The organism is Ilumatobacter coccineus YM16-304, from assembly GCF_000348785.1.
GTDB lineage: Bacteria > Actinomycetota > Acidimicrobiia > Acidimicrobiales > Ilumatobacteraceae > Ilumatobacter_A > Ilumatobacter_A coccineus.
Genome location: NC_020520.1, coordinates 3,003,948 through 3,026,536 on the forward strand (window position 1 = coordinate 3,003,948; position 22,589 = coordinate 3,026,536).

The 22,589-nt window shown below is 67.3% G+C and carries 20 protein-coding genes and 2 tRNA genes; 6 read left to right on the forward strand and 16 right to left on the reverse strand.

The features are described from left to right. Window positions 1-70 precede the first annotated feature (70 nt). Window positions 71-1,147, reverse strand: a complete 1,077-nt coding sequence (gene recA / locus YM304_RS13560; protein WP_015442267.1) for a recombinase RecA — start codon at window positions 1,145-1,147, stop codon at window positions 71-73. 202 nt (window positions 1,148-1,349) lie between these two features. Beyond that, complete coding sequence (locus YM304_RS13565; protein WP_015442268.1) at window positions 1,350-1,748, reverse strand: DUF983 domain-containing protein; 399 nt, start codon at window positions 1,746-1,748, stop codon at window positions 1,350-1,352. Window positions 1,749-1,786: 38 nt separating this feature from the next. Between YM304_RS13565 and YM304_RS13570 the strand changes: the two genes are divergently transcribed. Next, complete coding sequence (locus YM304_RS13570; protein ID WP_015442269.1) at window positions 1,787-2,599, forward strand: hypothetical protein; 813 nt, start codon at window positions 1,787-1,789, stop codon at window positions 2,597-2,599. A 96-nt stretch (window positions 2,600-2,695) separates the two neighbouring features. Here YM304_RS13570 and YM304_RS13575 read toward each other — a convergent pair. From YM304_RS13575 to YM304_RS13605, 6 genes are all read right to left on the reverse strand, one after another. Beyond that, a tRNA-Lys gene (locus tag YM304_RS13575) sits at window positions 2,696-2,768 on the reverse strand. A 62-nt stretch (window positions 2,769-2,830) separates the two neighbouring features. Then, window positions 2,831-2,906: transfer RNA gene (locus tag YM304_RS13580), tRNA-His, on the reverse strand. A gap of 183 nt (window positions 2,907-3,089) precedes the next feature. Beyond that, window positions 3,090-3,977 carry a hypothetical protein gene (locus YM304_RS13590; RefSeq protein ID WP_015442270.1) on the reverse strand — a complete coding sequence of 296 codons (888 nt, stop codon included), beginning with the start codon at window positions 3,975-3,977 and terminating at the stop codon, window positions 3,090-3,092. A gap of 160 nt (window positions 3,978-4,137) precedes the next feature. Next, complete coding sequence (locus YM304_RS22635) at window positions 4,138-4,875, reverse strand: DUF2889 domain-containing protein (protein ID WP_015442271.1); 738 nt, start codon at window positions 4,873-4,875, stop codon at window positions 4,138-4,140. Window positions 4,876-4,985: 110 nt separating this feature from the next. Beyond that, window positions 4,986-5,390, reverse strand: a complete 405-nt coding sequence (locus YM304_RS13600) for a DUF4332 domain-containing protein (RefSeq protein ID WP_015442272.1) — start codon at window positions 5,388-5,390, stop codon at window positions 4,986-4,988. Between the two features lie 44 nt (window positions 5,391-5,434). Then, complete coding sequence (locus tag YM304_RS13605; protein WP_015442273.1) at window positions 5,435-6,313, reverse strand: aldo/keto reductase; 879 nt, start codon at window positions 6,311-6,313, stop codon at window positions 5,435-5,437. Between the two features lie 101 nt (window positions 6,314-6,414). Between YM304_RS13605 and YM304_RS13610 the strand changes: the two genes are divergently transcribed. Next, window positions 6,415-7,272 (forward strand): phytanoyl-CoA dioxygenase family protein, encoded by an 858-nt coding sequence (locus YM304_RS13610; protein WP_015442274.1) that lies wholly within the window; start codon window positions 6,415-6,417, stop codon window positions 7,270-7,272. Window positions 7,273-7,299: 27 nt separating this feature from the next. Here the strand turns inward: YM304_RS13610 and YM304_RS13615 are convergent, their stop codons facing one another. Continuing rightward, window positions 7,300-8,229 carry a TIGR03621 family F420-dependent LLM class oxidoreductase gene (locus YM304_RS13615; RefSeq protein ID WP_015442275.1) on the reverse strand — a complete coding sequence of 310 codons (930 nt, stop codon included), beginning with the start codon at window positions 8,227-8,229 and terminating at the stop codon, window positions 7,300-7,302. A gap of 98 nt (window positions 8,230-8,327) precedes the next feature. Between YM304_RS13615 and YM304_RS13620 the strand changes: the two genes are divergently transcribed. Then, a complete protein-coding gene (locus YM304_RS13620; RefSeq protein WP_015442276.1) occupies window positions 8,328-9,326 on the forward strand; it encodes an ABC transporter ATP-binding protein in 999 nt (332 codons plus the stop codon). Next, window positions 9,323-10,495 carry an ABC transporter permease gene (locus tag YM304_RS13625; protein ID WP_041298308.1) on the forward strand — a complete coding sequence of 391 codons (1,173 nt, stop codon included), beginning with the start codon at window positions 9,323-9,325 and terminating at the stop codon, window positions 10,493-10,495. The genes YM304_RS13620 and YM304_RS13625 overlap by 4 nt, the downstream gene beginning before the upstream one ends. Before the next feature lie 48 nt (window positions 10,496-10,543). On the opposite strand, the gene YM304_RS13630 is transcribed toward YM304_RS13625, so the two are convergent. Beyond that, entirely contained in the window at window positions 10,544-12,958 is a 2,415-nt protein-coding gene (locus tag YM304_RS13630; protein ID WP_015442278.1) for a hypothetical protein, read from the reverse strand. 139 nt (window positions 12,959-13,097) lie between these two features. Here YM304_RS13630 and ettA point away from each other — a divergent pair, with 139 nt between their 5' ends. Beyond that, a complete protein-coding gene (ettA, locus tag YM304_RS13635) occupies window positions 13,098-14,771 on the forward strand; it encodes an energy-dependent translational throttle protein EttA (protein WP_015442279.1) in 1,674 nt (557 codons plus the stop codon). 55 nt (window positions 14,772-14,826) lie between these two features. Here ettA and YM304_RS13640 read toward each other — a convergent pair whose 3' ends face one another. Continuing rightward, a complete protein-coding gene (locus YM304_RS13640) occupies window positions 14,827-17,262 on the reverse strand; it encodes a PIN domain-containing protein (RefSeq protein ID WP_015442280.1) in 2,436 nt (811 codons plus the stop codon). A 131-nt stretch (window positions 17,263-17,393) separates the two neighbouring features. Between YM304_RS13640 and YM304_RS24785 the strand changes: the two genes are divergently transcribed. Then, complete coding sequence (locus tag YM304_RS24785) at window positions 17,394-17,696, forward strand: hypothetical protein (RefSeq protein ID WP_154723456.1); 303 nt, start codon at window positions 17,394-17,396, stop codon at window positions 17,694-17,696. Here YM304_RS24785 and YM304_RS13650 read toward each other — a convergent pair. From YM304_RS13650 to YM304_RS13670, 5 genes are all read right to left on the reverse strand, one after another. Further along, window positions 17,588-18,532, reverse strand: a complete 945-nt coding sequence (locus YM304_RS13650) for a hypothetical protein (RefSeq protein ID WP_015442282.1) — start codon at window positions 18,530-18,532, stop codon at window positions 17,588-17,590. The genes YM304_RS24785 and YM304_RS13650 overlap by 109 nt on opposite strands. Continuing rightward, window positions 18,529-18,807, reverse strand: a complete 279-nt coding sequence (locus YM304_RS13655) for a hypothetical protein (protein ID WP_154723457.1) — start codon at window positions 18,805-18,807, stop codon at window positions 18,529-18,531. The genes YM304_RS13650 and YM304_RS13655 overlap by 4 nt, the downstream gene beginning before the upstream one ends. A gap of 78 nt (window positions 18,808-18,885) precedes the next feature. Then, the gene (locus YM304_RS13660) at window positions 18,886-19,665 is read right to left on the reverse strand and encodes a ferritin family protein (RefSeq protein ID WP_041299913.1); all 780 of its coding nucleotides are present in this window, start codon (window positions 19,663-19,665) and stop codon (window positions 18,886-18,888) included. Between the two features lie 75 nt (window positions 19,666-19,740). Beyond that, window positions 19,741-21,630 carry a putative bifunctional diguanylate cyclase/phosphodiesterase gene (locus tag YM304_RS13665; protein ID WP_015442285.1) on the reverse strand — a complete coding sequence of 630 codons (1,890 nt, stop codon included), beginning with the start codon at window positions 21,628-21,630 and terminating at the stop codon, window positions 19,741-19,743. A 142-nt stretch (window positions 21,631-21,772) separates the two neighbouring features. Then, a complete protein-coding gene (locus tag YM304_RS13670) occupies window positions 21,773-22,537 on the reverse strand; it encodes an alpha/beta hydrolase family protein (protein ID WP_015442286.1) in 765 nt (254 codons plus the stop codon). Window positions 22,538-22,589: the final 52 nt, after the last annotated feature.

A 22,589-nucleotide genomic window follows, 5' to 3' on the forward strand; every position in this document is an offset into this window, starting at 1 on the left:
GATTCCGGAACGCGAAACGGCCCGGGTGCGCTGAGCGCAACCCGGGCCGTTCCGTGTTCGAGCTGACGAATCAGTCGATCTCGATGGGCACTTCGTCGGCTTCGGTGAACGCCTCGGCGACGTCGTCGACCACCGGAGCATTGGGATCTTCCATGAGACCCGACGCGATCAGCACCTTGTTGCTGATCTCCATCGTGACCTCGGGGTTCGTCCGCAGGTACTCCTTGGCCTTCTCACGACCCTGACCGAGCTGCTCACCTTCGTAGGTGAACCACGCACCGGACTTCTTGACGATCGCGAGATCGACCGACATGTCGATGAGGGAACCCTCACGGCTGATGCCCTTGCCGTACATGATGTCGAACTCGGCCTGCTTGAACGGCGGCGACACCTTGTTCTTGACGACCTTGACACGAGTGCGGTTACCCACCGGGTCGGTGCCGTCTTTGAGCGTCTCGATACGGCGGATGTCGAGCCGGACCGACGAGTAGAACTTGAGTGCACGGCCACCCGGGGTGGTCTCGGGCGACCCGAACATGACGCCGATCTTCTCGCGCAGCTGGTTGATGAAGATCGCGATGGTCTTCGTCTTCGACAGGTTGCCGGTGAGCTTGCGCAACGCCTGGCTCATGAGTCGAGCCTGGAGACCGACGTGCGAATCGCCCATCTCGCCTTCGATCTCGGCACGAGGCGTGAGCGCCGCCACCGAGTCGATGACGAGGACGTCGATCGCACCCGAGCGGGTCAGCATGTCGGCGATCTCGAGCGCCTGCTCGCCCGTGTCGGGCTGGGAGATGAGGAGCTGATCGACGTCGACGCCGATGGCTGCGGCATAGACCGGGTCCATGGCGTGCTCGGCGTCGATGTAGGCGCACACGCCACCGTTGCGTTGCGCTTCGGCGACGACGTGCATGGCGAGCGTCGACTTACCCGACGACTCCGGGCCGTAGATCTCGGTGATGCGGCCACGCGGCAGGCCGCCGACCCCGAGCGCGAGGTCGAGGGCCAGTGCGCCGGTCGGCACCACTTCGATCCCCATGTTGGTGCGCTCGCCCATCTTCATGATGGCGCCGGCGCCGAACTGCTTGTCGATCTGCTGAAGTGCGATGTCGAGCGCTTTGTCTCGATCGTTCTGCTTGCCTGCCATGGTCCTGCCTCTTTCGTGTGCGGTCTGCTGATGTGGGGGTCGCAACGACCCGATCTCTGTAACGGTTCCCATCATGACGAAGGGGTGTCACAGAGTTGATGGAGCGCCCCTCCACCAAGTTCCATCGGTGTGATTCGAGATCGTACAGGACGAACGCCCGTTCGGGCAAGCACCGATCGAACGAACACTTCCCGAACGAGGTTCAGGCGTCGTCGACCGGCTCGAAGTCGTCGGCGGACACCGGACGAACCACCAGGTCGACGGCCTGCCACATGGTGTACGAGATCGGGTACAGCACCACCGGCAACACGATCGCCGCGATCGCCGACCCGACCAGCATCGGCACGACCTCGACCTCCGGCCACGTGATGGCCAGGGTCACCGCGAGCCCGGCGACCAGCGGTCCGAGCACGATCATCGACGCCATCGCGGCTGCGCCCAGTTCGAACCCGACGTCGTCTCGACGCCAGCGCAGCCCGCAGGTGCGACACGACTCGCTCTTCTGGAACCAGGAGGTGAAGAACGCCCCTCGCCCGGAGCACCACGGGCAGCGACGAAACGCGCCCCGCAACAACATCTTCGGCAGACTCGATCGTTCCACAGTCGCATGGTACGGCTCAGATTTGGCAGACTCTGCCGGTGCGGCGATCTCTCGGTGGACTCCTTCTCCTGGTAGCGGGCGGTCTGTTCGCGCTCTCGATCAGCACGCTGTGGCTCGACCGGGTCGCCTTCTCACCGTCGGCCGACACCGACAACACGTTCGCGATCATCGGCGACGAAGACATCCGCAGCCAGATCGCCACCCTCGTCGCCACCGTCGACGGCCCCACGCTCGGCATGTCACCCAACGCGCTCAAGATCACGATCGAAGGCCTGACGGGCCGACGCGCCATGGCCACCGAGATGCGGTTCTTCGTCGCCGAGGCGCACCGCGTGGTGATCGGCGACAGCGACGGCCCCGTCGAGATCACCGGGCCCGAACAGGTCCAGATCGTCCGCAACGAGGCGGTGGCCCTGCTCGACCCCATCCGCCTCCCCGTCGCCGAGGTCGGCTCTCTGTCGTTGATCAAGACGATCACCGGGTGGACGTGGCTCGTCACCGGCGGCGCCGCCATCGTCACCATGCTGATCGGCCTCTTCCTCCGACCCGAGCGCGGCGAGTTCGCGTTCGCGTTCGGCCTCGGGTGCGCGGCGACCGGGGTGATGATCGTGTTCAACGGCTACGTCGTGCCCGCAGCGGTCCTGCCGCAACTCTCCGAAGACGTGTGGATCGCGGTGATTCCGCGCCTCGCCACCAAGGACCGCACCTTCACCCTGATCGGGGCGTTCGTGTTCCTCGCGATCGGAGCGCTCGCCACCTTCGGGACCACTGGCCTGCGCCAGCGACGGCAGCGGTCGACACCGCTCGCCGCCACTCGCTACCGCGAACAGCAACGCTGGACGGCGCGCTGACGATTCGTCGATCGAGCCACGACTCGTTCTCGACGCTCGACGAGCCGGGCCCCGGCGAAAACCCAAACGACCCACTCCGTGGAGTGGGCCGTTGCGTGCTTCCCCTGGGACTTGAACCCAGAACCAATGGATTAAGAGTCCACTGCTCTGCCAATTGAGCTAGAGAAGCGAGGCGGCTCGGCAGGGTATCGGCGGATTGCTCCATCGACTCCCTACCGAGACTCGCATCTTTGGGGTGGCCAAGGGGACTTGAACCCCCAACCGCCAGGATCACAACCTGGTGCTCTACCTATTGAGCTATGACCACCATGTCACTCTCCGTTCCGGGCGAACCCGGCGCGTCGAGCGCGCACATTCTGCCAGGTCATCTCTCGATCCACACCCTCTGATTCGCGCGAGGCGCTCGGTTTCTGCGACGACGGCGACCACACCGGCACCCGACGGCGCTGCGTCGCCGTGACACGGCAACGCAGCACGGGGACGCGGCCGGTCACGACGACGGTGACCACAGCACGGCATCGGGCACACCCTCGGGCGCCCGCTGCTCGTCGAGGTCGATCGAGAACTGCGCATCGACGCCGGGTCGGATCCGTTCGATCTCGTACACCACGACGGCCACGACCGCCTCGTCGCCGGAGCCCGAGCCCGAGCCAGAGTCAGCGCTCGCTGCCTCGTCCGATCGCCAGACCATCACCATCGAGATGTCGGTGATGTCGTCCAGGGCGCTCGACCTGATGCGACCGGTCAGCTCGTCACCGTCACGGCGCACGGCTCGGGTACTGAGCAGCGCGTCGAGCGCGAGATCGTCGGACGGGACACCCACCGTGATGTCGAAGTCGAGGCGCGTCGGCGCACGATCGGGATCGACGAGACGACCTGCGGCGGTACTCGGCACGAGCGAGTTCACCCCGTCGAGCGTGCGGACGAACGTGTCGACCACCTCGTCGCGATCGTCGAGCAGGGTGACCTCGACCTCGACGCCGCTGCGAGTCGGACCCGTGCTCGGCACGAGCACGCTCAGGCCCCAGTCGAACACGCCGTCGCCGCGGTCGAGCAACCAGACCTCGCTCACCTCGACCAGTCGTTCGGGTGGCACGGTCGGAGGCGGCGCCGTGTCGACCGACTCGGTGGTCGACGGAGCCGCCGACGTGACGACCGAGTCCGACGATGATCCGTCGTCGCCGAACGGCGACAGAATCAGCAGGCCGGCCACGGCCGCACCGAGCACCAGCACGATCGACAGCGGGATCAGCCAACGCCGGCGTCGTCGTCGTTTCGCCGCTCGGTGCTCACGATCTCGCTGCCGCTGTTCCTCCCACGGATCGGGGCGGGGGAACATCGTGGCCGGTCGGCCGGACGGGGGTGGGAGTTGCGGCATGTGCGTCGAGTTGCGTCTCCGGGCGGCGTCCCTCCCCACCGCGCGGCCAGTGTGTGCAGGAGCAGATCCTGCCAGATCAGCGTCGCCGCCGGGTGGCGATTCGCCCACCGTCTGCCATCGACCTCGCGATTTCGACCGGGATGGAGATCACCGGGTCGGGTCAGCCCATCTGTTTCGACCAGTCGTCGGGCTTCATCCCGAGCTGCACCAGCCGCTCGCGAGCGAACACCGGGACCTCCAGTGGTCCGCCGGCGGTGAGGTTCGCCACGGTCTCGGAGTCTTCGGCCCACACGTGGCAGCTGTTGAGGTTGGTGCGCCACATCGCCTCGCGTTGCTCCGGCGTGACCGACGCAGGCCGAGCCGAATCGGTTGCGTCGCCCGCCGTCGCTGCCTGCTCGCGGTTGCGGATCGCGGCGCGCATCGACCACATGCACTGGATGGCGATCGGTGCCATCGACTGCAGCAGCATCGTGGTGTGGGTACAGCCGCGAGGGCCACCGAACAGTTCGCGGACCTTGTGGGTGAAGCCACGGGCGATCGAGAGACCGACGAGCTTGTCGTAGTGGCCGATGATCGAGGGGCACACGTCGTTGGGGTGGGTGCCGAACGCAACGCCGGCCGACACGATCTCCATCGTCGGATACCGGACCTCGATGTCGACCTGCATGTGGTGCACGGTGATCGGATCGGGATCGGTCGGGAAGTAGAGCCCCGGCGGCTTCTGGTCGCGCACGGCGCCGCGGATCAGGACGAGGTCGTCGGCCTTGCGGAACGCGCGCACGCGGTACTCGCGATCGTGCAGCACCTCGAGCGGCTGGCCGGACTCGTCGACGAGATCGTCGGGCAGGATCGAGTCGTGATCGAACAGATCGTGCGAGTCGGTGACGTGATCGCTCATGGCGCGTCACGGTAGCTCTGGGCACTCGCTCGACAGAAGGCGGCGCGACGAGCACCGAGCCGCGACCACCGACCGGGCCGTTGGGCTGGCCGCTGTTCGATGCGGTGGCGTCAGTGCGAGATGACGCGTGGCAGCTTGGCCGCCTGTTCGACCCAACCCTTCACCTGCGCTGCCGACGGCACTTGCCGGACGAGACGCTTGGCCGCGTTGACGTCGGCCATCGCGGCGGCGAGGTTCTCGGCGTTGCGACGGGCAAGTTCGACGACCGTGTCGACGCCGGCCGCTTCGAGCAGATCGCTGTACTGCGTGCCGACGCCGCTGATCCGCATCAGGTCGGCCCGATTGACCCATTCGAGCACCTGCTTCGTGCTCACGTCGGCGTGCTTCGCGAGGTCTTTGCGACCCGATGCGTCGGCCGCGATCTTGAGCAACTTGCCCGTGGTCGAGACGCCCGCGCTCGCCAGCTTCTTGGCGTACGCCGGTCCGATGCCTTCGATGTCGATGATCTTTGCCATGACGAGACCGTAGTCACATCGGAGACGCTGCGAGATCGGTGCGGTCAGATCGCTGCCGGTCGCGCCTCGTCGAACAAGGGGGTGATGCCTTCGGCCTCGATGTCGGCGCGCATCTCGTCGCCGGTCGGAGCGGTGAGCGATCCGTTCGCGGCGTCGATGATCATCGGAAGCAGACGGGCGTCGCTGGTGGTGTTGAGGAACATCTGCTCGTTCGACAGCACGTAGCGAACGGCGCGGGCGATCGGCTCGGGATCGGTGAGCGGCTCGTACCAACTGAACCGGTTGGTGTCACCGTCGGCCCAACGACCGCGAGCGATCGACTTGATCGTCTGGACGGCGACGTCACGTTCGGCGCACAGGTCGAGGAGCGCTTCGACGTCGGCGCGGTACGCCGGGTTGTCGAGCAGCACGAAGTTGACCGGGAACAGCACCGAGGCGAAGTCGAACCGTTCGAGGCTGCGCAGATGCATGCCGGGCACGGGCAGCCCGTGACCGGTCACGCCGATGTTCGACACCAGTCCCTCGTCTCGGGCCGACGCCAATGCCTCGACGGCACCGCCGGGAGCGAATGCCTGCTCCCACTCCGCTTCGTCGACGAGGTTGTGGAGTTGGACGAGGTCGACGTGGTCGACGCCCATGCGATCGAGTGAACGTTCGAGTTCGGCACGGGCTCGCCCGCTCGCTCGCTCGCCGGTCTTCGTCGCGAGGAACACCTTGTCTCGATGCATCGACAGGAACGGCTGCAGGCGCTCTTCGGACGAGCCGTACGACGCGGCGGTGTCGATGTGGTTGATCCCCCACTCGAGGATCTGCACGAGTGTCGCGTCGGCACGCTCCTGGCTCATGCCACCGAGCGCGGCAGCGCCGAAGATCACGCGCGTCGACTGATGGCCGGTGGAACCGAACGGGGCAACGGGAAGCATGGTCTCGACCGTAGTGCGGTCGTGCGGCCCGTTTCGACGGCCCCGGCCGCTCCCGGCGCAGCTGTCGGCGATTTCGTTCGTCTCGGTGCAACACTGGTGGGGTGACAGCGAGTTCGGCCACACCAGACCTGCAACGCGAGCGCGACCAGTTCCAGACCGACGGGGCGACCGTGATCAGAGGCGTGCTCGACGAGCGCTGGATCGACCTGATCGCCGACGGCGTCGAGCACAACCGCAACCACCCGTCCGACTGGTCGCACTGGTACACCAAGCCCGACGAAGCGGTCGGCTTCTGGACCGACTACGTGACGTGGCCGGAGGTGGAGCAGTACCGCCGGGCCGCGTTCGAGAGCCCGCTGGCCGGTGTCGCCAAGGAGCTCATGGGTTCCGACACGGTGCGGTTCTTCCACGAGCACGTGCTCGTCAAGGAGCCCGGAGCGACCGAGCGCACCCCGTGGCACCACGACCAGCCGTACTACTGCGTCGACGGCGACCAGAACGTGAGCTTGTGGGTGGCGCTCGATCCGGTGCCGGCGATGAGTGGCATGCGGTTCCTCGCCGGCTCACATCGGTGGGATCGTTGGTTCGTCCCACGCAAGTTCATCGACCACACCAGCTACGCCGATCCGTCGAGCGCCGCGGCCGACGACCAGGCTCCCTCGTTCGAACTGGTGCCCGACATCGACGCGATGCTCGCTGCGGAGCCCGACCGGCACCGGGTCATCTCGTTCGACGTCGAGCCCGGAGACGTCATCGCGTTCCACTATCGGACGCTGCACGACGCACCGGGCAACTCGCTGCAACATCCACGACGGGCCGTGAGTTTCCGCTGGGTCGGCGACGATGCCACGTTCGCCGAACGCCCCTGGGAGGTCTCGCCGCCGTACGAGGCCGACGGTCTCTCGGTCGGAGGCAGCCTCGCCGACGACCCCCGTTTCCCACTCGTCGCCACGGGCTGACACGCCGCGCTCCGAGTCGCCACGCCGTCAGGCCTCGAGGATCCGGACCGCGTCGATCACCGGTGCGAACTCGTCGAGGTCGCGGACCACGAAGTAGCTCACACCCCACCGCTCGCGGCATCGAAGCACCTTCGCCGCGATCTCGTCGACCGTGCCGATGAGCACGTACGGGATCTCGGCGAGCGCCTCGGGTGACGCCGACCGGTCGAGGCGCTCGCCGAGTCGTTCGATCGAGTGGTCGCGTTCGTCGGTGATGTCGACCACCTGCACCAGCGCGTTCAACTCGACGGCGTCGAACCGCTCCCCTGCCCCGGCGCGAACCTGCTCGATCTGTTCGTCGAGGTGTTCGGTGCTCCATGCGACCTCGTGCTGGTGTCCGTCGTCCTTCGTTCGGCCGAGGCCCTGCAGCCCGATGATGTCGGCGTGTGCTCCGGCGTGGGCCAGCGCCGCGACGCCGTTCGCGCCGACCAGGATCGGCAGTCGCTGCTGACGCGACGCATCGATCCGTGCCCCGTCGAGACGATGATGGACGCCGTCGATCGTCACGGTCTCGCCGTCGAGCAGTCGCCGAATGATCTCGACGCGCTCGGCGAGGGCCGACTTGCGCGCTGCGGGCGGCGCCATGGGCAGGCCCACCTCGGCGTACTCGTGTGGGGTGTGCCCGGCTCCGAGGCCGAGTTCGAAGCGGCCGGCAGACAGGTGGTCGATCGTGCCGGCCTCCCAGGCCAACTGCACCGGATTGCGCATGTCGGAGTTGAGCACGAAGGTACCGAGTCGAATCGTGCTGGTCGCTGCGGCGATGGCAGCGAGCGTCGGCATGGGCGCCAGACCCGGGCCGACATGGTCGGGGACGAGCACGACGTCGAACCCGATCGCCTCCGCCCGTTGCGCCGCGGTGATCGGATCGGCGGCCTCGGACGTGCGGAGCTGGTGACCGAATCGGATGGTGCGTGCCATTGCCGCACGATACGACGGTGCCGCCGCCGACCCGGGCAGCGTTCGCCGGCCGGTGCTGCCGCGACAGTCCGGCCTGCTCGCGGTACGTTGGCCGGGCGATGACAGGTCTCGACGTTCACGGGCTCCAGAAGCGCTACGGCTCGGTGGCGGCGCTGACCAACTGCAACCTGCGCGTCGAGCCCGGCCAACTCGTCGGCTTCCTCGGGCCCAACGGTGCGGGCAAGTCGACGACGATGCGCGCGGTGATGGGCCTGATCACGACCGACGGCGGCTCCGTCACCTGGAACGGGCAGGAGATCACCCCCGACGTTCGGCGCCGCTTCGGATACATGCCGCAGGAACGCGGCCTCTACAAGCGGATGCGCGTGCACGAGCAGGTCGCCTACTTCGGCCGCCTCGCCGGTCTCGACAAGTCGACCGCCAACTCGCGGGCCTCGGCGCTCCTCGACCGGGTCGGCCTGGCCGAGCGTGCCGACGACGAGGTCCAGGAACTGTCGGTCGGCAACCAGCAGCGGGTGCAGCTCAGCGTGGCCCTCGTCCACGAGCCGGAGTTCTTGGTCCTCGACGAGCCCTTCGCCGGCCTCGACCCACTCGCCATCGACGTGCTTCGCGAGATGATCACCGAGCAGACCCGCAACGGCATCGGTGTGCTGTTCTCGAGCCATCAGCTCGAACTGGTGCAGGAGCTGTGTCGGGAGGTGGTGATCGTCGACGAAGGCCACACGATCGGCAGCGGCGTGGTCGACGACATCCGAGCGCGCTCCGAGCGGCGGATGCTCCAGGTCAAGTGGGCCGACGACGTCTCCCCGGCAGCGCAGGAGCAGTGGACCCCCGACGGCATGCTGGAGCGGGTCGTCGACCCGTCCGGACGGACCACCTTCCGGGTCCCGGCCACGTCCGACCCGTCGGCATTGATGGCTGCCGCCTCGACCGTCGGCACCGTGGTCACCTTCCGGTTCGAGCCGCCCTCGCTCGACGAGGTGTTCTCCGAGCTCGTCGCCTACGGCCGCCGCGACCGCGAGCAGGTCGACCGCCAGCAGGTCGACCGCCAGCAGCCCGACCGTGGGGCGGACGACCGGGAGCAGGCGTCGTCATGATGCTCGAAGTCGCCAAGCGCGAGATCGCGACCCGCGGCAGATCGAAGGCGTACCGCGTCTCGACCGGCATCCTCGTCGTGATCACCATCGCGTTCGTGATCGGCGCCGCCATCTTCGGCTCGCGCGACGACTCCCCCGGCACCGTCGAGGTCACGATCGGCATCACGTCGAGCGTCGAGCGCCTCGACGACACCCTCGAGGCCCTGGCTCCGCCCAGGGTCGAGACCGAGACCCTGCTCGTCGCCGACGACGAGGTCGAGCAACTCCTGCTCGACGGCGACGTCGACGTCGTCATCCGCGACGGCACCACGCTGGTCTGGAACGACGAACCCGACCAGTTCGTGCAGTCGATCGTCGTCGAGGCGCTCACCGACATCGCCGTCGTCGACCGTGCTGGTGATCTCGGCCTCGACGACGCGACGCTCGACGAACTGCTCGCGCCGATACCGCTCGAGAGCGAGTTCATCGATCCACCGACCGACGGCGACAACGCCAAGACCGTCGTCGCCACGATCGGCATCTTCATCATGTTCTTCTCGATCCAGATGTACGGGTCGCAGATCGCCCTCGTCGTCGTCGAGGAGAAGGCGCACCGCATCGTCGAGATCCTGCTGGCACTCGTGCGGCCGCGCGATCTGCTCGCCGGGAAAGTGATCGGCGTCGGGGTGCTCGCCGCCGTGCAGGTGGTGATCCCGATCATCGGGCTGTTCCTCGCGCTCGCGCTGTCGGGATCGGTCGGTATTCCGGCCTCGGCGTACGCGTCGCTGCCGCTGTTGTTCGTCACCTTCCTCCTCGGCTTCACGATGTACGGCACGCTCTTCGCCGTGGTGGGCTCGCTCGTGTCACGGCAGGAAGACGCGCAGCAGGCACTGTTCCCCGTGTTCGTCCCCATCATCACCGGCTACGTCCTCGCGCTGCAGGCGGTCGCCGCTCCCGACTCGGTGGTGGCGAAGGTCGCGTCGATCGTGCCGTTCACCTCGCCCTTCGCGTTGCCCGTCACCACGGCCGAGGGCACGGCGAGCATCGGCGTCGTGGCCATCGCGCTCGTGCTGCTCGCAGCCACCACCGTGTTCCTGCTCGGTCTCGCCGGGCGGATCTACGAGTTCACGCTCCTGCGCAGCGGCAGCCGGATCACCCTCGGCGAAGCCCTCCGCCTCTCCCGCCGCTGATCGTCGACCCGGACGCTTTGTCTCAGAGACAAACCGTCCGGGCGTCGCTCATCCGTCGGTCGTGTAGCCGACGACGTCGATCGCCAGGTCGGTCTCCGCCGAGGTGAACACGCAGATCCAGCCGTCCGGATCGCTCAGCGCTACGAAGACTGCGTTCGACGTGACCGACCCGGCCGCGTAGTTCACGCTCGCTGTGTTGGGACGATCACCGCACGGGTAGACCGTGATGAACCCCGCGGTCAGCGGCTTGATCGCTGCCACGTTGAGCATCACGCCCTTCGCTTCGCTCGGAACACCGGACCGACCAGCGACGGCGAGGAAGTTGAAGCTCTGCTCTGCGCCGAGGCGCCGCCCGAACTGATCTCGTCCATCGATCGTCTCTTCCCCGACCCGGGTCTCGACGAAGCGCTCCGGGTTGATCGACACCAACGACCCGACGGCCGGAACGAAGGCCGACACGTCGACGATCAGGTCGGTCGGACCGCTGGTGAACAGACAGACTTTCCCGTCGATACCGATGCGAGCGAACGCCAGGTTGTTCGTGGAGCCGCCGGCGGCCACGTTGAGGTTCGCTGCGGTGGGCTGCGGCTGACCACACGGGAACGCCGTGACGAACAACTGCGAGTCCGGCCGCACCGCCGTGATGTTGATCATCACCGCACTCGCTTCGGCGTCGACGCTGCCTCGCCCCGCTACCGGCAACTCGATCACACCGCTACCGAGGCGACCTTCACCTTCCTCGTCCCCGTCGACCGTCCCGTTCGCTTGACCCGGGCGCGTCTCGAGCAACCGTTCGGGAACGATCGATGTGATCGACGCCGTCCCGGGGACGTATCCCGTGACGTCGATGATCATTTCGGTCGTGGTCGAGGCGAAGAGGCAGGTGGTTCCGGCGTCGGACAGCGCCACGTATGCCCCGGCCGATGCCGGCGCTCCGGCGGAGAAGTTGAGGTTCGACGTCGTCGGACGCTCCGAGCCACACGGGTACGCAGTGATGTAGCCACCGGTGGTCGCTCCAGCGGCGGCGATGTTGAGCATCGCCGCGGTGGCGTCGTCGGGAACGCCGGCGCGGCCAGCGACCACGAGTTCGAGATCTCGACCACCGTCGATCGGTCCGCCGCCGAGAAAGTCGCCGTCGACGGTCTGGGCCGATGACGCCCGTCGGGTGTCGGCGATGCGAGACGGACTCAGCGGCAACGTGGCAGGCTGCACGCCCACCAGTTCGATCGCTGCGGCCGGTACGAAGCCGACGAGCACTCGTGCCACCGCGAGGAACCTCCCGTCTCCGGCGGGAGTCACCTCGCCCGGCTCCGACCCTCCTCCGTCGGCGGGCAACACCAGTTCGGACACGACGTTGCCGCTGAGATCGAGCTGGCGCACTTTTCCCGATCCGGGGCCGACGAAGATGCCATTGCCGATTCCCTCGAGACGGTCGACGCTGCCCTCGAATCGAACCGCCGCCGGAGTGTCGACCGAGCCGTCGGCATCGAGCACCATCGTCTTGGTTCCCTGCGTGCCGCGCGCGATGGCGAGCCACTTGCCCGACATCGCGTCCGCGGCCACCGCGACGTAGGCAGGAAAGTTCCCGACGTCGGGAAGCGCCACGTCGATGCTCTCGTCGGCTTTCACGGTCAGGCCGGGACCGACGAGCGTGAATCGTCCGCCGTCGCTGTCGAGTCGTCCGATCATGAAATCACCGGTGGTCGGATGCGGAGCGATCGACGTGAAGCTGTCGTTTCCGTTCGCGAACCGGCCTGGCAGGTCGATACGCGGACCGACGGCGAGCGTCGGCGACACTCGAGCGACCGTGGTCTTGTGCTGGCCCGACAGGTCCTCACACGGGTCGAGGGTGGCGAAGAACATGCCCACGGCGTACGCGAGTACGTAGTCACCGGTGGCTGCGTCGACGGTGACGTCGTGATGGTTCGCCGTACATCGGAAGTCGCTCGATGACACCGCAGAGATCGGGGTGATACCGCCGATGAGCGTCCCGGTCGGACCGACCCGCTGGGCGACGACCCGGGGCGTGCTTCCTGCGATTCCGGGCCGCGGCGCAGACATGACGAAACTGACGAGATACTCGTCGGCCGACGGGTTGTACTCGACGTCGAGTCGCGTGTCGACCGGACTGCCGACCGATCCACTACCGGATCCCGGACTGACGTGCAGCGCGAACGGCGCGACAACGATCGTCCCATCGCCGCTCACGATGCTCACCACGATCGAGCGCACGCCGCTCGCCGAATGCGTCGCGACCAGGTACTCGTCTCGAGTCGGGTGGTGCGCGGCGGCGGTGTCGGCGATGCCAACCGTTCCCGGGAACGGATCAAACGTCACGCCCGACGACGCCGGCGACGGCACCAGCGATGCGTCGGCTTGACGCGCGACCCCGACCGGGACGATGAACGCGATGGTGACCGCAGCCGACATCACGGCGCGGCGGGCGTACGACCAGTGCTTCATACACGACACCCGACCACATCGCCGCTAACAAACCGACAACAAACCACTCGCGGCGATCGACGCCAGGCCCAGAGCCATCCCCGGACGCTTTGTCTCAGAGACAAACCGTCCGGGGTGCATCGCTAGCCTGGGCCGCACCATGGCGCACGAATTCATCTACCAGGCCTACAAGCTCAAGCGGGTCTACCCGCCCGACAAGACGGTGCTCGAGAACATCTCGCTCTCGTTCTACCCGGGCGCCAAGATCGGCGTGCTCGGCTCGAACGGCGCCGGCAAGTCGTCGCTGCTCAAGATCATGGCCGGCCTCGACGACGGCTTCCAGGGCGAGGCCCGCCTCACCGCAGGGTTCAGTGTCGGCTACCTGGCGCAGGAACCGCAGCTCGACCCCGAGAAAGACGTCAAGGGCAACGTCATGGACGGCGTGGCCGAAGTGCAGTCGATCATCGACGAGTACAACGAGGTCATGGCCAAGTGGGCCGACCCCGACGCCGACTACGACAAGATCGGCAAGCAACAGGCCGTCCTCGAAGACAAGATCGCCGCCACCGACGCGTGGTCGCTCGAGCGCAACGTCGAGATCGCGATGGACGCGCTGCGCTGCCCGCCCGACGACGCCGACGTCACCGTCCTGTCGGGTGGTGAACGCCGCCGCGTCGCACTGTGTCGCCTGCTGCTGTCGCGGCCCGACCTGCTGCTGCTCGACGAGCCGACCAACCACCTCGACGCCGAGTCGGTCGACTGGCTCGAACGCTTCCTCGCCGACTACACCGGCACCGTCGTCGCCATCACCCACGACCGTTACTTCCTCGACAACGTCGCCAAGTGGATCCTCGAACTCGAACGCGGCAAGGGCCTGCCGTTCGAAGGCAACTACTCGTCGTGGCTCGAACAGAAGCAAGAACGCCTCGAGCGTGAAGAGCGCGGCAACGAGGCCCGCAAGAAGACGCTGGCCCGCGAACTCGAATGGGTTCGCATGGGCACCAAGGCCCGCCAGGCCAAGGGCAAGGCGCGTCTCAACGCCTACGAGAAGCTGCACGCCGAGGCCAAGGCCGCCGAGCAGCAGAGCTCCGAGTTGCAGATCACCATTCCGGCCGGGCGTCGTCTGGGCGACAACGTCATCGAGGTGAAGAACCTGTCGAAGGGCTTCGGCGACAAGCTGCTCATCGACGACCTGTCGTTCTCGCTGCCCCCGGCCGGCATCGTCGGCATCATCGGCCCGAACGGTGCAGGCAAGTCGACGCTGTTCAAGATGCTCGCCGGCCGCGAGGCTCCCGATTCGGGTGAGATCAAGATCGGCGAAACGGTCGATCTGTCGTACGTCGACCAGGACCGCGACGACCTCGATCCCGACGCCACCGTCTACGACGAGATCACCGGCGGCGGCGAAGTCCTCGACGTCGGCGGCCGCGAGATCCACGGCCGCGCCTACGTGTCGAGCTTCAACTTCAAAGGCACCGACCACGGCAAGCGGGTCGGCGACCTCTCGGGTGGTGAGCGCAACCGCGTCCACCTCGCCAAGTTGTTGAAGTCGGGCGGCAACGTGCTGCTCCTCGACGAACCGACCAACGACCTCGACGTCGACACGCTGCGTGCGCTCGAAGCCGGGCTCGAATCGTTCCCGGGTTGCGCCGTGGTCATCTCCCACGACCGCTGGTTCCTCGACCGCATCGCCACGCACGTGCTGGCGTTCGAAGGCGACAGCCAGGTGCGCTGGTTCGAAGGCAACTTCAGCGAGTACGAGGAGCGACGCAAGCAAGAACTCGGCCACGCCGCCGACACCCCGACCCGCATCAAGTACAAGAAACTCAACTGAGCGTCACCGCTGGTGCCGGGCACCAGCGGTGACGACCGGTCGGCTGGCCCGGTGCTCATCCGTCGGTGGTGTACCCCACCACGTCGACGGCGAGATGGGTCTCGGCCGAGCTGTAGATGCAGATCTGGCCGGCCGGATCACTGAGTGCCACGAACACGGCGTTCGAGGTCACCGACCCGGCCGCGTAATTGACGCTCGCCGCGTTCGGCCGTTCGCCGCACGGATAGACGGTCGCGAACCCGTTCGTCGACGGCGCGATGGTCGCGATGTTCAACATCACGCCCCTCGCGCCGCCGGGAACCGAGCCACGACCGGCCACGGGGATGAAGCTCATCGTCGCTCCGGCCGGCAGTCGAACTCCTGCTTCGTTCGCCCGGTCGACGGTCTGTTCACCGGGACGGGTCTCGACGAAACGTTCGGGATTGATCGAGACCAGCGAGCTGGTCGCCGGGACGAACGCCGACACGTCGACGATCACGTCGGTCTCACCGCTCGTGTACAGACACACCATGCCGTCGTCACCGAGTCGTGCCAGCGCAAGGTTGTTGGTCGCGCTCCCGGCTGCGGCGTTGAGGTTGGCGGCGACCGGCCGCTCCTCGCCACACGGGAAGGCGGTGACGAAGACCTGCCGGCTCGGGCGGACGGCCGTGATGTTCATCATGACGGCGCTGGCGTCGTCGGGAACACTCCCCCGCCCGGCCACCGGGAGTTCGATCACTCCGGTCGGCGCCCGTCCTTCGCCCTCCTGCTCGCCGTCGACCGTGCCGTCGGCCTGCCCGGTCCGCGTCTCGAGGAACCGCTCGGGGACGATCGAGTCGATCGACGCCTGCGCCGGGACGAAGCCGTTGACGTCGACGATCAGATCGACCGAGGTCGACGCGTACAGGCACGTGTAGCCATCGTCGGAGAGGGCGACGAACGCACCAGCTGAAGCCGCTGCACCGGCAGCGAAGTTGAGGTTCGACGTCGTCGGGCGGTCCGAGCCGCACGGGTACGCGGTGATGAATCCGCTCGCTCCGGCACCGGCGGCAGCGATGTTCAACATCGCCCCGGAGGCGTCGGCCGGAACACCGGCGCGACCCGCCACCAGGAGCGGCAACTCGCTGCCCGCGGCGATGGACCCGATCCCTTCGAACTCCCCGTCGACCGTTTCGGCGGTGGCCGACATCCGTGTATCGGCGATGCGAGCGGGTGGGAGTGGGAGCGTCGCGGGGCTCACTGCCGTCAACTCCACGGCACGCGGCGCGGTCGCGGAGACACCGGTGACGTTCTCCCGGCCGAGCGCGAGGAAGCGCCCCGAGGCACCGGCGATCACGTCGGTTGCCCTGGAGAACGAGTCGGCGCTCACCGGGAACACCAACTCGCTCACGCTGTTGCCGCGCAGGTCGAGTTGTCCGAGGAGGAAGTCGCCTCGCGCCGTCACGAACACGCCGTTCCCGAGCGCCTCGATGCGCGTGACCGGATGGTCGAAGCGAACGTCGGCCGGAACGTCGACGGTCCCGTCGTCGTCGAGCACCATCGTCATCGTGGCGGCCGAGCCCTGGGTGACCGTCATCCACTTCTCCGATGTCGGGTCGACGGCGACATCGACCGTGAACACCTGGTTGCCGGGATTCTGCGTGCGGAGGTCGACGACGTGTTCACGCTGCACGCCGAACGACGAGTCGAGCAGCGTGAACCGACCGCCGCTGAGTCCGTCGTCGGCGTACCGGCCCACGAGGTAGTCGCCGGTCGAGGGGTGGCGCTCGATGGCGACATAGGTCGCACTGCGTTCGACGCTGCCGGGGAGATCGGTCCTCGGACCGACTGCCAGCGCCGATGTCATCTTCATGATCGTCGTCTTGTGTCGGCCGTTGAGGTCCTCACACGGATCGAGGGTGCCGAACGGCAGCCCGATCGCATAGGCGACGACGTAGTCCCCGGTCGAGGGGTCGACGGCCACGTCGTGGTGGCGGGCGGAGCACCGAGAATCCGGGGACGCGACGCTGTCGATCGGCGTCGGCGCCCCGATTAGGTCACCCTCGGCGCTGATGCGCTGGGCCAGAATCCGGAACGCCGTCTGATTGGGGCCCGGAGCCAGACCTGGTCGTGGCGCCGCCTTGTTGTAGGTGACGAGGTACTCGTCACTGACCGGGTTGTAGACGGCGTTCACGTTGGTCGTGGTCGAACTGTCGAGCGCCTCGGCGTTGGTCGCTCCGTCGGTGTCGATGACGAACCGCGGCACGACGACCGTGCCGTCACCGGTCACGATCGACGCGACGCGGGTGTCGATCGGGATCGTCTCGTCGATCAGGACGAGATACTCGTCGCGATCGGGGTTGTACGCAGCGGTCATCACGTTCACGCTCGCCGTCGAACCGGGGAAGGGCTCGAACACGTCCCCGGCGTCGCCCGGGGGCGGCTGGATCGATGCGTCGACCGGAATCGATACTCCGATCAGGCTGGACAGAACGAGTGCGGCGACCATCGTCGCCCGGTTGAGCGTTGCCATACGACACAGTCAAGTCGAAACCCACCAACAGCTCGACAACAGGCAGGGTCGGCCGCCCGGTGCGTGCCGCGGGAGTGAGCTGACATCGGCGCTCGGGCTGGGTCTACAGTGGGCGCATGTGTGTGAACTGCATGAGCAACGCTGAAGCTGCTGGGGCGCTCGCCGCTGCGGCGACCTACGTCATCAAGCCGCCGGTTCACCGGATGCTCGCGAAGCTCGACCTCGCACCCGATCCCGACCCGGTCGCACACGACGTGCGCACCGTGGCGTTCCTCGAAGCGCTCGACCTCGACCCCGTCGAGGTGCTCGGCGCCGACACCGTCGCTCAGGCGTCGGCGTGGTCGCCCGACACGTCGTGGGTGCCGTTCCGCGATCGTCTGCGCTCCGCTTCCTTGCGGCCCATCGGCTCCCAGAGCCGGATGATCACGACGTAGAGCACCGCCAGCAGCATCAACGCTGCCGGGTACGCGAGCCACGGATTCACGTGGCTCAGCGAGCGCGCTTCGAGCCAGTACGGCCCGGTCCACGACAGGTCCATCGGGAACCCGCGCTCGGTCACGTCGAACTCGCCGTACTTGTCGGGTGACGCGAACAGACGCGCCCAGGCACTCCACGAGATCATGCGGCACAGCCCGTAGAAGAACGTCGCCCGGTACAGGGCGAGCAGCCCACGTTCGGGCAACCACCTCCCGAACCACGCCCAGATGCGGGCATCGGCGGGCACCACCTGTGTTCGCCAGTGCTCGCGGGTGAGCACCCGCCACGAGAACAGCACGACCACCAGCCAGAACAGGTCCATCACCAGACCGAGGCTGGAGTAGTACGCGGCCGCGTCGAGATACTTGCCACCGTCGACCGTTGCGGCATACGCCCACGTCTGTGAGGTGAAGTTCAGCGTGAGCAGCGGAAACAGCAGCAGCACGCCGACCGAGTCGTTGATGTCGGTGAGCGCGTGCGCGGCGTATCCGAGCAGGTAGCCGATGGTGAACGCTCGATTCTTCCGCCACGACCAGATCAGCAGCGTGAGGATCGTGCCGAAGAACAGCGTGTGGGTGAACCCCATGCCCGGGAATCCGCGATGCCACTGGTGCGGCACGTCGGCCCCGTAGCGCGTGCCGTTGATCGTGAACCCGTACACCCAGAACTTCGAGAGGAAGTCGGGCGTGAAGTCACCGAGGAAGATCGCCCAGAAGCTGATCTTGCCGCGCATCTTCTTCGGCAGGTGCGATTGGACCGCGTAGATCTCGAACTGGTGCGCTGCCCAACTCATCGCGCCACGTCGCCAGTCGTGCCGTCACGCCGTACGTGGCGGGAGGTGAGGCCGATCCGGTCGGTCAGCCACGGGCCGATCACGATGAACGCCACGAGCCACGCGGGGCCCACGAACCAGTTCAGCAGCCACTTGTGCCAGATGCCGAGCAGGATGTAGGTGATCGCTGCGGCGAGGTACCAGAACCACTCCTCGGCGCCCACGAGGCGACGCGAGCCCCGGAAATCCGTGGTCGGCTCCTCGGTGATGTCGTCAGTTGAATCGCTCGATGACACGATCGCCGACACTACAGGTCGTGCGACACACCGCCCATCCTCCGCGACCGCCCGCTCGGGCGGATCGCCTGCGTCGGTTCAGGCGGCCACCGACCGACGGACGTCGTCGACCAATCCCAGCCCGGCGAGACCGGGCAGTCGGTCGATCCGCTCGTCGATCCGCTCCGACATGGCGGCGCCCTCGCTTCCTCCGAAGAGCATCCTGACGAGGTGATCGGTCTCGGCGTTCGGCATCACGTTCGAGCCGACCGGTTTCCACTTCGCCTTCAGTGCCGTTCGCACCCAGCGCTGGGCCGAACGACTCGTGAGCCGCTCCTCGGCCTGACTGGCGTAGAAGTCGATGTGACGTCCCTCCTGCCGGGCGATGCGACGAAGCAGCGGCGACAACACGTCGTGATCGGCCACCGAGGCCAGACGGAGGTACCCGGCCTGCGTCGTCCACTCGTTGATGGCACCCCAGGTCATGGCGATCGCGACGACGTTGTCGGTGAAGCTCGACACGGCCATGAAGCCGAGGGTCCGCAGTCGGTCGGCCCCGACCCGGCGGCGGGTGAGCGCCACGCGGTCACGGCCCGCCAGCTCGCCGTGAGCCTCGAGCACCTTGCCGATTGCTTCGCCGTGCCAGAACTCCTCGTACGACCACATCGCCAGGAACGACGTCACGGCGGGATCCTCGTGTGCCGAGGTCACCAGCAGGTCGCGGAGGTAGCAGGTCGTGTGATGCTCGACGTCGTGCATGTAGCGCAGGCAGCGCAGCACGTCGTCCGACAGGGGCTCGTCGGCGAAGCGCTCGTAGTCGATGTCGCTGTCGTCGAGCGCGGCGACCTTGTCGAGGTAACGGTCGATGTCGAATCTCATCCTCGCGCCGCCTCGCTCCCACGTCGTGTCGTCGTGCACGTCATGCACAGGGTTCGCAGCAGAGCGACCCGTGGATCAACGACGAGCGTCGCTCGGTGACACCAGGTCGGCTGCTTCGATCGCGTCGGCAGCGAAGAGCGGGCTGCACGATTCGAGCTCGATCATCGCGACGAGGTCGTCCTCGGGCATCGGCCGAGCGAAGTGGTACCCCTGCAGCAGGTCGACTCCGAACGAGGTCATCAGGTCGGCGAGCAACTCGTCTTCGACGCCTTCGGCCACCACGGTGAGGCCCAGCCGGTGTCCCAGTTCGCACACCGAGCGGACGATCGCCTCGCTCGCCCGCGACGTCATGGCGTCGCGCACGAACATCTGGTCGACCTTGAGCTCGTCGAGCGGCAACTGCGGGAGCACGGCGAGCGAGGTGTAGCCGGTGCCGAAGTCGTCGATCGACACTCTCACCCCCGATGCCCGCAACGGACCGAGTCGTTCGACCGCTTCGGGGATGTCGAACGCCATCGACTCGGTGACTTCGAGCATCAGCACACCGGGCGGGAGACCCCGAGCAGCGAGTGCGGCCTCGACGCGATCACCGAAGTCGACCGAGCGAAGCGACAGGGGCGACACGTTGACCGACACCGTCAGGTCGACCCCCTGCTCCCGCCAACGAGCCTGCGCATCGAGCGCTTCGCCCAGCACCCAGTCGGTCAGTCGGTCGACCAGACCGGTGCGCTCGGCGAGCGGAATGAAGCGTCCCGGCGACACCACTCCGTGCCGCTCGCTCGTCCAACGCAACAGTGCTTCGACCGAGATGATTCGGCCGTCGGGAGCACTGACCTGTGGTTGATATGCCAACCACAGCTCGCCGCGATCGGCGGCGGTGCGGAGGTCGGCGAGCAGTTCGAGATCGTCGACGGTCAGGGTGGTCGATTCGCCGTCCCACACCGCGACCAGACGCCCCGCGCCCCGCGCCGCGTGGGCTGCCAGACCCGCCTGCCGAAGCAGCTCGATCGGCCCTGGGTCGTCGTCGGCGTTCTGTCTCGCGGGCGAGATGGCGACGCCGACGTGAGCGTTGAGCGTCACTTCGATGTCGCCGACCAGGTAGCGGCCAGAGCCGATCGCCGCGGCGATCTCCTGCACCACGTGGTCGACCAGCGCGGTCGTCGAGACGCCGAGCTCACTGCGGTTCTCCACCAGGATCACGACGTCGTCGCTCGCACCACGGCCGATGGCGACCCCCGCCGTCATCACCTGTCCGAGATCCTCGACCGCTCGCCGAACGAGTTCGCTTCCGGCGTGGTGTCCGAGTGCGTCGCGCACCTCGGCCACCCCGTTGAGGTTGACCGTGGCGACGATGAGGTCGCGGTCCGGGTCTCGACGCTCCAACCGATCGGCCAGGCCCCGGAAGTTCGCGAGTCCGGTCTCGGGGTCGAGCAATCCCGACGTCCGGGCCGTACGGGCCGTCATCGCCGTGGTCGTCGCGATGAGAAAGGCGAAGAGACACATGATCGTGCCGTTCGACATGCCCATGCCGTCGTGCGTGAACCGCAGAACGACGGCCAACGATCCAACGCCGATCAGCAGGCTCGGGAACAGCACGCTCGGCTTCATGAACAAGCCGGCGAAGATCGCCATCGTGCCGAGCAACGCCGACAACAGCACGGCTCGGTGCTCACCGCCGCTGGTCGAGATCGACGCGATCGACATCGCCCCGAACGTCAGCAGCAGCAACGGCGAGTACTCGTCGTCGACGACGCGGACCCGCATCAACAGCACGGTCACCGCAACGCTCGCCGCCAGCAGCACGGAGCCGACCGCGAGCGTCGTCGCTCCGGTGAGCATGCCGACCGGCCAGGTCACGACGGCGACCAGGGCGATGATCCGAGCGACCGACAACGGGCTCAACAATTCGAGCGGGGCTCCCAGCGCCAACCACGACCGCACTTTCGGGAACCAACGATTCGCCACGTCGGCAACACGCAGCGGGTCGCTGGTGACGTGCAGGCGAGTCGCGCCCCGACGCGGTCGGGCCGCGTCGGAGTGAGATGTCGACGCGGCTGTCACACGCGTTCATCGTCATCGCGTCGCCACGACTTGAGGGTCGTGTCAGTCAGTCCCGCAGATCGGTCGAGCACCACTCCGTGAGCACGTCGAGGGTGGTCGCCCAGATCTTCGACGACGAACGCAGCGCGTCTCGATGCACTTCCCCGGCCACGAGCGTGCTCGACGCGTCGTCGCCCGCTTCGGTCGCGGCCTCGACGAATGCGATGGAGTTCCGCGGCGACACGGTGGTGTCGTCGGCGCCGTGCACACACACCACCGGCACCGCGAGCGGAAGCCGCTGCATCGGGGAGGTCAGTTGCCAGCGTTCGTCGGCGGGTGCGCCTGCAACCAGGTCGCGCACCGGCTCCGAGCCGTTCTCGGCGATCGAGCGCAGATCGGTCGGCCCGGCCAGCGACACGACGCCGGCGAGCCCGGCGATCTCGCGGCCCGCCCACAGTGCGAGGTGTCCTCCGGCCGAGTGGCCGACCACTGCGACCGGCACACGGCGTCCGAACCGCTCCTCGGCCGACCGGGCCGACTGCAGCGCGAGACCGATCGCCGATCGAACGTCGTCGAACGTCTCCGGAAATCCGCCGCCACCACCGAACCGACCGAGACGTCGGTACTCGACGTTGAACGATGCCCACCCGCGCTTGCGGACGCTGCGAGCGAGCCGGAGCATCAGCCACCGGTTGTACGGCCACGTCCAGAATCCTCCGTGGACGAGCACGACGACCGCCGTCGGCCGACCTCCACGTGGGCGCGTGAGCACACCGAACTGACCTCGGCTCGAGCCGTACCGGATCTTCGTGCCGAAGCGGAACATCGTCATGGTGTTCGGTCAGGGTAGAGAACCGGATCACCGCCGACCGTGTTTCTCGCGT